The 12,279-nt window shown below is 47.1% G+C and carries 10 protein-coding genes; 4 read left to right on the plus strand and 6 right to left on the minus strand.

Translation table 11 applies throughout. The features are described 5' to 3' along the window. Window positions 1–37 precede the first annotated feature (37 nt). Window positions 38–664 (plus strand): sugar transferase, encoded by a 627-nt coding sequence (locus HPS55_RS03040; RefSeq protein WP_172175859.1) that lies wholly within the window; start codon window positions 38–40, stop codon window positions 662–664. Here the strand turns inward: HPS55_RS03040 and HPS55_RS03045 are convergent, their stop codons facing one another. Together HPS55_RS03045 and HPS55_RS03050 are read right to left on the minus strand one after the other, a co-directional pair. Then, entirely contained in the window at window positions 665–1,105 is a 441-nt protein-coding gene (locus HPS55_RS03045; RefSeq protein WP_172175861.1) for a lipocalin-like domain-containing protein, read from the minus strand. It abuts the gene before it with no gap. Then, window positions 1,102–2,682 (minus strand): capsule assembly Wzi family protein, encoded by a 1,581-nt coding sequence (locus HPS55_RS03050; RefSeq protein ID WP_172175863.1) that lies wholly within the window; start codon window positions 2,680–2,682, stop codon window positions 1,102–1,104. Before HPS55_RS03050 ends, HPS55_RS03045 begins: the two co-directional genes overlap by 4 nt. 315 nt (window positions 2,683–2,997) lie before the next feature. Between HPS55_RS03050 and HPS55_RS03055 the strand changes: the two genes are divergently transcribed. Together HPS55_RS03055 and HPS55_RS03060 are read left to right on the plus strand one after the other, a co-directional pair. Further along, the gene (locus HPS55_RS03055) at window positions 2,998–4,014 is read left to right on the plus strand and encodes a hypothetical protein (protein ID WP_216653116.1); all 1,017 of its coding nucleotides are present in this window, start codon (window positions 2,998–3,000) and stop codon (window positions 4,012–4,014) included. A 386-nt stretch (window positions 4,015–4,400) separates the two neighbouring features. Then, a complete protein-coding gene (locus HPS55_RS03060; RefSeq protein WP_172175865.1) occupies window positions 4,401–5,054 on the plus strand; it encodes an HdeD family acid-resistance protein in 654 nt (217 codons plus the stop codon). A gap of 143 nt (window positions 5,055–5,197) precedes the next feature. On the opposite strand, the gene udk is transcribed toward HPS55_RS03060, so the two are convergent. The 4 genes from udk to HPS55_RS03080 all read right to left on the minus strand — a co-directional run bounded on the left by udk (window position 5,198) and on the right by HPS55_RS03080 (window position 9,551). Then, window positions 5,198–5,821, minus strand: coding sequence for a uridine kinase (gene udk / locus HPS55_RS03065; RefSeq protein WP_172175867.1), 624 nt, complete (start codon window positions 5,819–5,821; stop codon window positions 5,198–5,200). A gap of 30 nt (window positions 5,822–5,851) precedes the next feature. Further along, window positions 5,852–6,415 carry a uracil-DNA glycosylase family protein gene (locus HPS55_RS03070; protein ID WP_172175869.1) on the minus strand — a complete coding sequence of 188 codons (564 nt, stop codon included), beginning with the start codon at window positions 6,413–6,415 and terminating at the stop codon, window positions 5,852–5,854. A gap of 22 nt (window positions 6,416–6,437) precedes the next feature. Next, complete coding sequence (locus HPS55_RS03075) at window positions 6,438–8,363, minus strand: CotH kinase family protein (RefSeq protein ID WP_172175871.1); 1,926 nt, start codon at window positions 8,361–8,363, stop codon at window positions 6,438–6,440. 123 nt (window positions 8,364–8,486) lie between these two features. Next, entirely contained in the window at window positions 8,487–9,551 is a 1,065-nt protein-coding gene (locus HPS55_RS03080; protein ID WP_172175873.1) for an endonuclease/exonuclease/phosphatase family protein, read from the minus strand. A 147-nt stretch (window positions 9,552–9,698) separates the two neighbouring features. Here HPS55_RS03080 and HPS55_RS03085 point away from each other — a divergent pair, with 147 nt between their 5' ends. Next, window positions 9,699–12,278: a TonB-dependent receptor gene (locus tag HPS55_RS03085; protein ID WP_172175875.1), complete on the plus strand. Its 2,580-nt coding sequence runs from the start codon at window positions 9,699–9,701 to the stop codon at window positions 12,276–12,278. Window position 12,279 lies beyond the last annotated feature (1 nt).

The raw sequence follows: 12,279 nt of genomic DNA on the forward strand, positions 1-12,279 counted from the left end.
CATTATACGGACATATAGAAAGTACGAAAAAGAAAAAATGGGAAACAAAACAGATCATATATACGACGGCATGAACACGGTGGAACGATGTCTGAAACGAACGATTGACTTCCTTATAGCCTGCCTGTGCCTTGTTTTCTTCTCCCCGCTGTTTCTCATTTGCTACATAGCCGTGCGTATGGAAGACAAAGGGCCGGCCATATTCAAGCAGGAACGCATAGGGCGTTTCGGCAAACCTTTCTATATATATAAGTTCCGAAGCATGAAAGTGGATGCGGAAAAGAACGAACCGGAACTGTGCCAGCAAGAAAACGACACACGGCTGACAAGGACCGGACGATATCTCCGCAACCATCATCTTGACGAATTACCGCAGTTGTGGAACGTGATAAAAGGAGACATGGCGTTCATCGGTCCACGCCCTGAAAGAGAATATTACATCCGGCAGATAATGGAACACGACCCCCGCTATATTTATCTTTATCAGATACGTCCCGGAGTGACTTCATATGCCACACTATACAACGGCTATACGGATACCATGGAAAAGATGTTGCGGCGTCTTGAATTCGACTTGTACTATCTGGAACATCACTCATGGTGGTTTGATGCCAAAATACTTGTAAACACGTTTCTGAGTATTGTCGCTGGAAAAAAGATCTGATTACATTTTCCTGAAGCTGAGCCTGAGCACGTCAGTGACAAGTGTCATGCGGCTTCCCTCAAGCTGTTCGATGATGAAAGTCTCGTCAATGGCATTTATACCCAAATGATACAGTTCCGACGGATCCTCTATCTTGATGTCACCTTCTGTACGGTTGTCCTTGTATGGGTCAAATATATGCAAAGAAGAATCCGTTTTGTCAAAATGGAACAGATATCCTTTATGATACCTGTCATAATCTGTGGCATTAAGAATACCTACCTGTACACTCCAGAAAACACGTCTGCCCGACATGTCGCACATTCCTCCTGTTGACAGTGTGTCCACACGCACAAGATGCCAAAAGCCGTCAAGGTCTCCGTTGCCGGATGTCTCTATCTCACACGACATCATGGCCGATATTGCAAATGCCATGACGATAATAGACTTTATTGTTTTCATAATGACAATAATCCTGTTTTCAATATAGTAATCTGCGCACCGTAATTATCTCCGAGGATACCTCCGAAATCCATTCCGTAACCACAGCGGACACTCCAGCCTTTCAGTCTTCTGCCGTTAAACGCGTATGTTGCTTCTGCCATCACACTAACGTTTGTCTTTGCATGGGTATAAGGTTTGTCGTATGTGCCCAACCCTTCCTGGTATGTCGCCAGAAGCCTATAGCTCACATTGTCTGATGGAGCGCCACCCAATCCGAGATGCAAGGCCATAAAACGATTGTTGTCCACATTTATGGTTCCTGTCTTATTATAAACAGGCGACCGGTAAAGAGGATTTCCGATGACCTGTCCCCAATGCTGCCACCCTGTGAATATGCCATGGTTATAGAAATTGTCACGCCCGCCCACATGATCGTTCATTGACGGAGTGCGGTCGTGATATACCGGACCACTCTGATACTTGGTATAAATGTATTCGAACACAATATCACGCAACCAAATTCCTTTCTTCAGATTGACCTCCGCACCAAGCATCCAGTCCTTGAAGTCGTAAAGAAGATACTTGCTTTTCTTCTTTATGTTCCATTCCTCTCCGGTTCCATATCCGTTGTAGTCGAGCTGGAACATGGACGAATGGTCTTCAAAGAACTTATCCACATAAAAATGCGCACCAAAAATTTCATTCTCATAGTTGACACGCATCATCCAACTGCCCAGCTGATCACCCTCAAAGTTAGTGTATTGTGTCTCATTGGCGTCAGAACCGCCTGGAATAAAGGCGTTCCAATAAGCTTTCAGTCCGGTCCCGTTTTCAAATACATTCATTGTTCCTCCACCGGCAGGGACATACGATGTACCGCCGAAAAGTGTTCCCATCTCCAGCCCCATCTCCACCGACCACGGACAGAACACATCATCGTTGCCGATTTTCAGGTATCCAGCCTTACTGTGATAAAGAACGTTGTCGGCATACTTATTACGGCGACCGGTGAAATCATGCTGCCAATTGTCGTCGGTCATACGGCCGAAAGCGACATGTCCCTTCAGGTGTAGCCACCCACGTGTGAGCGGAACTGTCCAATACTCAGGCAGAGCCATGCGCACCTGAGGGACAGGGCGTGCATTGATGCCGAAAGTCTGCGAACCGCTTGACAGACTGTTGTTCTTCAGTTCCATGGGATATTCCTTGCTTCCGACTGTAATAACCCCATGCAGCCAACGACCCTCAACGTAGGCCTGCTGTACTACGACATTGCTCGTGAAACCATACGCAACGGCCATGTCCACGCCATAACCCATCCCCCAACGGAAAGCCGAATCACGACGCAGAGGGCGCTCCACCGCACCACGCACATATCCGTTCACTTCCTCAAGCGAACTCAATCCATGTCTGTTGGCATTGATCCACAACGGGGTGTTGCCATTTGACATGGTGGTCTGCAGCCCGGCCCTATACTCAAGATTCTTCCACGGTTTTTCCCGCTGACCTGTCTCCTGCGCATAGCCGACCGCTCCGCAGCCGGTTATCATAGCCACAAACATATTTAATGTCACAAGTTTACAAAAACGCTGCATATAGAATTGACTTTTGATGCACTCTTAAAGATACATACAAACTCTGTGAAGTCCGTATTTACCATTTCAAACAACGTGAAACAAAATCACGTGCATGGATTAAGACCCCACAAAGGTAATAAAAAAGAAACAAGAACGGACCATGATGTGCATAAAAATTTACCGGACTGTCATACTCCGGCACTCAAACAATCACATCATATAGGGAAAATCCCACAGCTACTTAGGGAAAATCCCTTGCATAGATTCAAAAATTGATGTTACTTTGCATCAGAGACAATAAAAAAGAGTTTAACCACATAAAACATCACAATTATGAAAAGGATATTGATGACAATAATAACCATACTGACGATAGCAGTATCGGTAAAGGCCATGAGCTACGAGCAGGCACGCAGAGAAGCACTCTTCCTTACAGACAAGATGGCATACGAACTCAACCTGAACGACCGTCAATATGATGCCGCCTATGAGATTAATCTCGACTATCTGATGAGCGTGGCAAGCCGCGACGACCTTTACGGCACATACTGGACACGCCGAAACACCGATTTCGGGCACATTCTTCTCGAATGGCAGTGGAACGCATTCTGTGCAGCCACATATTTCTATCGTCCGCTATATTGGAATGCAGGCTACTGGCATTTCGGAATATATGCCCGATATCCGCGACGCGACTACTTCTATTTTGCACGCCCTACAGTATATGTGTCCTATCGCGGAGGCCACAGCTGGCGCAGCAACGGAGGACGAAGCTACTATCACAAGCACAGGCATGAGTTCAAGCACAACGGTGCATCACACCACGGCATGCGCGACCGTTGGAACAAAGGTGATTTACACCATAGACAAAACAACCACACAGGCGGCAGTTCGACACACATCACCGTGAACAATAAAAACCATAATAAAGACGACAAACACTCGTTTAACCATGGCAACAAACCGTCGGTGAAAGACAATAACCGGTTTGGCGGAAACCGCAGCACATCAAATGAACACAACATAAAGATGCCGGAGAGAAACAGGACCATGACATTCACCACGGCAACAAAGAAACAAGCAGAAATGCCCAAAAACAGTGCCACAATAAATTCATCAAGAAAAGAGAAAATAACAAGCACACGCATACACAACACAACCACATCGAGACCGGCACCGGCCAATCGCATTACGAAAATTTCGAGAGGCAATATGGGCAACAATACCAAAATAAGCCGACCGACGAACACACAAAAGAGCATACGCACATCAAGTGCAAGCGTCAGATCCAACAGTCATGGCAGAGCTGATAAAGCCGGAAAATCCAACGGTTTCGGAGGACACAGATAAGTATGAGAAAACAATAAATAGCAGACATCCGTATAAGTTTAAATCGTTAATACAATCTGAAAGAAAAGGGAAAGCATGCAAGCCGGCATGTCTTTCCCTTTTTATTTATTGAGAGCAGTCAAAAGACTGTAGCAAATCTGTAGAATAGACATATATTGAAAACAGCAAGGCCTGTATCAAAAAAAGAATTCATCCTTCTTTATACTTTCATCGTAAGAATACTAAAATAAAATGAACGTTTTTATTCTGCAAAAGTATTAAAAATATTGTGTCATTACAGATATATTCCGTATTTTTGCAACATACAAAAATTGAGGACATACAGAGCCTACCAAATACAAACAAGAGTTTATTATAAAATAAAACGAACAAAAATCTTATTAATTATGAAAGTACTTCAAAGTTCTATTTTCCGCGCGGCCTGCTCTGTCATCATCGGAGGCCTGCTCATAAAATATCCCGATGTCACAGCAACATGGATTGTAATAGTCATCGGAGTACTATTTCTATTGTCCGGTATCATATCCGTTGCAATATATATCAGTGAAAGACGCAACACTGGCGGCACTACAGTCATAGACTCAAACGGCAATGTCATTGCCGGAGGATCACCTCCGTTTCCTATCGTCGGAGTGGGCAGCATTATCCTCGGACTGTTTCTGTCCTTGCGTCCCAACTTTGTTATCGACACAATGGCATACATTCTCGGAGCAATACTTATCTTAGGGGCCGTCAACCAAATGGTATGTCTCGTCTCGGCAGGTAAGATAAAACGTATACCGCTGTTTTTCTGGATAAGTCCGGCACTTGTCCTTATTATCGGACTGGTTGCAATAGTACATCCTATATGGATTGCAAGCGCTCCACTGATCATTATAGGCTGGAGCCTATTGCTATATGGAGTTACCGAAGTGATAAACGCACTTAAAATCAATACCGACCGCCGGCATTTCGAAAAGACCATGATGCAGTCGGCAACAACCGATGCCCATAATCCCGGTGACAACTATATGGAAGACGACTCTGCCAAAAAGGAATAAGCGAAAGAATGGCTGGAGGTGAATTTAAAAAAAGGCATCTCCATCTCTTAGTGTAGGCCCATATTCTTGCATTTTGCCGCAGAAAATTGTATTTATGGATAAATTCATGCAGCCAAATACAAGAATATGGGTCTGATGATTTTTCAAGATTGTCGCACATTGGTGACAATCCCTTCTATATATGACCTGAGAATGCTTATTCCCGTCTTATTCTCTCCACCGAGCGGAACAATGAGATCTGCATACTTCTTGGTTGGCTCGATAAATTGCTCGTGCATTGGTTTCAGCACTTTCAGATATCGGTCAATCACCATGTCTACCGTACGCCCACGCTCTATCACGTCACGCTGGATATTGCGTATAAGGCGTTCGTCAGAATCCGTATCCACAAATATCTTCAAATCCATCATCTCGCGCAGACGTTTGTTGAGCAATGTCATTATTCCCTCGATTATTATCACCGGGTGCGGCTCCACATGCACAGTTTCCGGCAGACGGTTACATTTCAGATAAGAATAAGTGGGTTGTTCGACGGCCAAACCGGCCTTGAGCATCTTGATATGCTCCGTAAGCAACTTCCAGTCAAAAGCATCCGGATGATCAAAATTGATCGAATGACGCTCCTCGTCAGTCATACCTGTGGTATCATTATAATACGAATCAAGCGGCACCACAGCCACATAGTGTGGCGGAAGCGCCTCGGCTATCTTCTTCACGACGGTGGTTTTGCCTGAACCTGTACCACCTGCAATTCCTATTATTGTCATATTTCTAATATTGATTATATATTATGTCATCTACAGTCCGAAGACTTTACGGTAAAACTCTGCTTTCCACTCTATCGGCCTCGGATAGGCCCTTGAAGACGACGGCATGCGCCATATCGTATACCGGCGTCCTGCAAAATCAGCTTCTATACTCTTGCCCACTTGAGGAGTTTCAACTCCTATAATGCCACTCAAGGTCTCAGCGGCTTTCTGTCCTGTAACAACAATCGAGCTACATATAGGAATAGCTTCAAGCAGAGCGGCCAGGTTTACAGGACGCACTATCTGAAGAAAATTGTCTGAAGCATTGTTTTTCAACCGCACCACCTCTTCGGCAGTGTCATACAACGCTATTCCCTGTTCACGGCAAAATGCTTCAATCCGTTCTCGGTCGAACCTTTTTTCACCGGGACAGATGAAATGGTTCTTGTCACCGGCAAATATATATCCGAGTATTCTCCACATATCGTTTTGAAAATTAGGATAAAAGAAATCCATCGACCAACGCACTCGCTGCGGCGGAAAACTTCCCAGCATCAGTACCCGTGCACCCAACGGCAAAAAAGGACTCAACGGATGCTTCTCTGCATTCATATTGCTTCGGATTTTATATTTTTTAAATCTTCAACTTCTTGCCATTGACTATATATATGCCCTTGGGCAACGAACCGCGCAATTTAGTTATCGGAACGTCGCGCAGCATAAGAATGCCCGACAAGCTATACACATCTACACATGATGCCTCACCACCATGCCGGCTTACGTTTACGATACCATCTGTTCCCGGGTCGTCCGGTTCTGTAAGGTCGTAGGGAGTCAGTTTGGAATATATGTGTCTTGCACGTGTGTTTATCCACGAACTCATATTGCCGCTCACCGAAGCGTATCCGTTTCCGTCGCCCCATACCGACGCATTATGCTGGAACGAAGGAAGGACATAACGGTAATAGTCACCACAATAATCTCTGATTTCCTGCAAATGATTGTCCATGAAATCCGTCCAGACCTTATAATATGCCTTGTCGACAACCTCACCGGTATTTTGGCGCAAATCGCGTATAAACGTCCATGCCTCCATCTTGTTGGATTTTGCTGTCCAGAAATCAACCTTTTGGTCAACAGTGCAATAGTTCTTATTGGTCTCGTAACCGAATGCCCAGTCCAAATCCCACACCGGCCCGAACACATATTTGCCGGCTTCATCGGTCAAGTCGGCCTTATATACATAAGTGCTCTTTGGATGCTGTATCTCATAGTTGACAATAAGGTCGTTAACCATCAGATAGCGTGCAAGCATATCCACATCTACCAGCGACGATATGTCCTCCTTACGGTAAAGTGCATCGGTCAGGCGGTTGAAGTCTTTCCTTATATCATCAAATGCAAGACGGGTCTCGTTCTCGCTTAAATCGGGGTCCTTTATATTTACGGGAAGGTTATAACGGTCGGTTCTGAACTTGTATGCCTCGTCATAATATGTGTCAAGTTCGAGCAACGCGGCCACGCTTTCATCTTCCACATCGACACTGTTGGCCGACACGCCGACCTTTTCCGTGAATACATAACTGCCACGATAGTTGCCGTTGATGTAAAGTTCCACGGGTATCACATGATTTGCCGCGGCCGTACCCACCATACGCGCTATCTTCATCCCCACGGCATTGGCCATCATCGAGCGTGACTGACTATTGGCCTGAAGCACCCAGCTCTTGGCCTTTTTCAGCCCGAACGGTGCCTGCTTCTTCACAAATTTAAGACGATAGGGATTCTTGTCCCAAGGGTTGCTGCTCCAACTGGTATTACCGCGGCCCTTTATCTGTACATCAGTGGCAGCCATCGAGGGGAACACTCCCGCTCCGTCTATCGTTAGTCTGGCCGAAAGATAAACCTCCTTGCTGCTCACCATCTCTCCGTTATCTATGTCTATATCCATTCGCGGCACATTGTCGGAACGATCCACAAGCCAGTCGGCCGTCACACGATAGCGCCGGCCATAGGGCAACATAGACCATGCTGCACTGCTACCCGTTCCCGTCCGGGTAAAGATAAACTCACCGGGACGTGCAACAACGTATGTTCTGTCCGACCGGAAGCTGTTACGGCTCAGCCCGCTCTGCTGTCTGATACCATCTATGTATGCCGAGGCAAACGCGTCGGACAGTTCGAAAGACGGAGTGAGCCATCTGCCTATGGTTGGCACCGATACAGTGATTACCGAATCATCGGTAATGGTTGACCCGATGTCTTCATATACTTCATCGTTATGCCTGCTCTGTATGCCGAACGATGTGATGGAAGGCAACGTCTCCACAGGCCCCGTATAGGACGTACTGGCCACATCTGTGAGTTGATATGAAAAATCCTCACCTGTGGCAGTACGTACGACAATACATCCTTCTTCTGTTGTCTGCCGGTCGACAACAGACATCGGAAAAGCATTGAAGCCGCCACTCTTAAGATAGACGAAAAGAGTGTCAGACGCTGGTTCGGCATTTATGCCGAGAGAGGTCAGTAAAAGTGTAGACAATAGGAAATGTTTCATTATGTTATGATTATGATGTTGTACGTATGATACGAATATAGCGGTTTTCTTCAGATTCTCTTAAAGTCAAAAACCGCTATATTCCCCAAAATTCATGTCGAGTGTGTCACTGCTACAATATGGTTATTTCACGCTATTCTGCTCCTTGACCAAATATACTATAGTGGGAAGGTGGTCGCTAAACCCGTCGAGCCACACGCCACCGGCATGTGTACGCAGCGGACTGCCCTTGTACTTGCCGTCTTGCTGGATCATATAGTCTCGACGGAAAATCTGATGTTTCAGATATTTCAGCGTCGAATAGTCTTTCTTGCCGTCACGGCATAGCAACGAGGGTGAAAGGATTATCTGATCGAAGAGATTCCAAGCACCGTTGTACATCAGCGTACCACGGCCTTCCTTGGCCAGTACGTTCCACCACGGGTTGTACATATCGCTGTCGCCGACCTCCTTTATTTCGCGCTTTGCTCCCAGCGACTCGGCCATCGACTTGTCCATAGGATCATCGTTCATATCGCCCATCACAAGTATCTTCACGTTGGGATCGTCCTTAATCAGTGAATCCTTGAGCACACGGAGCTGACGGCCGCCCGACTCACGATAGAACGAACCGCTGAAACGACTTGGCAGGTGGTTGACTACGACAGTGACATGCTCTCCGGCCATTGTGCCGCTCACGGTGAGGAAACCGCGGGTATAGAAAGCACTGTCTTTCTCCAATTCCTGAACGTAGGGAACGAGCTTGACATCGCGCACGGTGAAAAGTCTGGGATTGTAAAGCATGGCACAATCAACACCGCGACGATCAGGACCTTCGATGTGACAGTATTTATAACCACGGGCTGCAAGTTCCGGCTGGGCCGTGAGGTCGTCGAGCACCTTGGCATTTTCCACCTCGCTCACACCTATCACTGCACAACCGATGTTCTTTGGCATCATATCGGTGCCCATGTCTGACAGCACACGCGCCAGATTGTGCAGTTTGTGAGTATATTTTCTTCCGTTCCACTTGTATGTGCCGTCGGGAAGAAATTCATAATCTCTTTTTCCTTCGTCGTGACAAGTATCAAAGAGATTCTCAAGATTGTAAAAACCTACGGCATAGACGCTGAATTTCTTATCCTGTGCCCATGTCTGAAAAGCCCCTAAAAGAAGCGCCAATAACAATAAAGATATTTTTCTTTTCATACCATAATAATATTTGATACGCAAATATCGGTATTTTATACGATAAAATTGCACGTTTAATTAAAAAATCATCGAAATTTCTTTTATTTATCACTTTAATTTAGTTACTTTGCGTTTGTAATTACAAATAATAATCAAAAATTAACTATGCAGAAAAAGCTGAAATTAGCAGTGTTAGCCTTATGTTGCACTCCGGCGGCCTTTGCACAAAGCACAGACCGGCAGCAGAAGCAAAACGTCACGATAGATGACGAACAGGCTTTCACATTTACCGAAGCTCAGCTGGGAGAAGACGATGACATGTCGCAGAACGTGACCATCATCAATTCCAACAGCAACTTGTATGCCGGTCAGGTGGGCTACCTGTTCAGTCCTGTCAGGTTCAGGTATCGTGCCTTCAATCAGAAGTACAACGAGATCTACATCAACGGTGCTCCGATGAACGACGCCGAATCCGGGCAATTCCGATATTCCATGATTGGAGGACTGAACGCCCAGACACGCAACATGGAATTTGCACTGCCGTTCGAGAACAACAGTTTCTCCATGTCGGCCATGGGCGGTTCAAACAACTACAATTTCAGGCCTTCGTCACAGCCGGTAGGCCATCGCGTGACCCTGAGCGGAGCCAACCGTAACTATACCCTTCGCGGCGGATACACCTATAACTCCGGAATCAGCGACAAGGGATGGGCATATTCGGCAGCAGTGATGTACCGTTGGGCAGACAGAGGATATGTGGAAGGAACGTTCTACAACTCGCTGTCTTACTTCCTCGGTGTGGAGAAGGTCATCAGCGACAAGCACAGCCTTTCGCTCGTGACATGGGGCAACCCTACGGAACGCGCATCGCAGGGTGCAGCTACAGACGAGGCATACTGGCTGGCCAACGACAGATATTACAATCCGTACTGGGGATATCAGAACGGCAAGAAGCGCAACTCGCGCGTAGTGAACGACTATGCGCCCACGGCCATGCTGACATGGGACTATAAGATTGACGACGGCATGAAGCTGACCACGGCCCTCACCGGAAAGTACAGCCACTATAAAAGTACCAAGCTGAACTACAGCAACTCGGACAACCCCCACCCCAACTACTGGAAGAACCTGCCGTCGAGTTTCTACGATGTGTGGGACGAGACAAACACTTCAGGCCGTACAGACCAGTGTCTTACAGACTGGCAAAACTCGTACAACTTCTGGACGGAATCAAAAGCCAACCGTCAGATCAACTTCGACCGTCTGTACTACTCCAACCAGCAGTTGGCGGCACAAGGCAAAGATGCCATGTACTACATACAGGCCAAGAACAACGACCAACTGATGCTCACGTTGTCTTCGGCATTGAAAATGGAGCTCAACAAGCGCTCGTCACTCAACATCGGTGCCGCTCTTCAGACAACGAAAGGTATGCACTACCAGACTATGGAAGACCTGCTCGGCGCATCGGTATTCCACAACATAAACACATATGCTTTGGGAACGTATGCGGCAGGATCGGACGAAGTGCAGTATGACCTGAACCACCCCAACGCAGAGGTGCGCGAAGGCGACAAGTTCGGCTACAACTACAATCTGCTTGTAGACAAGGCTAACGCATGGGCTACATACGCCACCGATTTCCGTTCGGTACACGCTTTCCTCAGCGGTCGCGTCGGTGCCACATCAATGCAGCGCGACGGAAAGATGCGAAACGGACTGGCCAAGGACAATTCATACGGCAAGAGCGAAACGGCACGATTCCTCGACGGAGGTGCCAAGGCCGGCGTCAACATCAACCTCGGACGAGGCAACACCGTGGCCTTGGGCGTGGGATATGAGTTGCGCACACCTACGGCATCGGCATCGTTCGTTTCTCCCGAAATCAACAACGACTTCGTAAGCAACCTGAAGAATGAAAAGGTATTCTCGGCCGAAGCCGGCTATCAGCTGCGCTCTTCATGGCTCAACCTGTCGCTCAACGGATATTACTCCCGTGTGACAGACGCATCCGAGTGGCAGAATTTCTACTTCGACAACCTCATCACTGCCAACAACATCGAAAACCCCAACTCGTTCTCGTACGTGTCGTTCACCGGTGTAGATAAGGAGTACTACGGTGCAGAGCTGGGTGCCAACATCAAGCTCAACTCGGCATTCAGCATCAAGCTGTTAGGACAGATAAGCGAGGCAAAATACACCGACAACACAACCGTACGCTACATGAACTCGACATCGGCCAAATATTACGATGACATCTGCTACAACAAGGATATGCGCGAAAGCGGCACTCCGCTCACAGCACTGAGCCTCGGACTGAGCTACCACGCGAACGGATGGTTTATCGACCTAAACGGCAACTACTACGACCGCATCTATCTGTCGTACTCGCCGAGTTTCAGATACGAAAAAGCCTTGGATGCACGCCAAACAGTTTACGGCGATGTTTACGATGCCGAGGGTAACATCAAGTCCGGCATACTCGAACAAGCTGAAGGCAAGGGCGGCTTCATGCTCGACGCCTCTATCGGCCGCAACATCCGTCTGAAGAAAGGATCGCTGTCAATCAACCTAACACTTACCAACATCCTCAACAACCAGGACATCGTGACGGGAGGATACGAGCAGAGCCGCAGCGACTACACAGGCGGTGGCAACCAGCGTACATACAAGTTCTCGAAGAACCCGATGAAGTTCTACGCTTACGGCACCAACGGAATGCTCAACCTAACATATAAATTCTAAA

The organism is Xylanibacter rodentium (genome assembly GCF_013166575.1).
Taxonomy (GTDB): Bacteria; Bacteroidota; Bacteroidia; order Bacteroidales; family Bacteroidaceae; genus Prevotella; species Prevotella rodentium.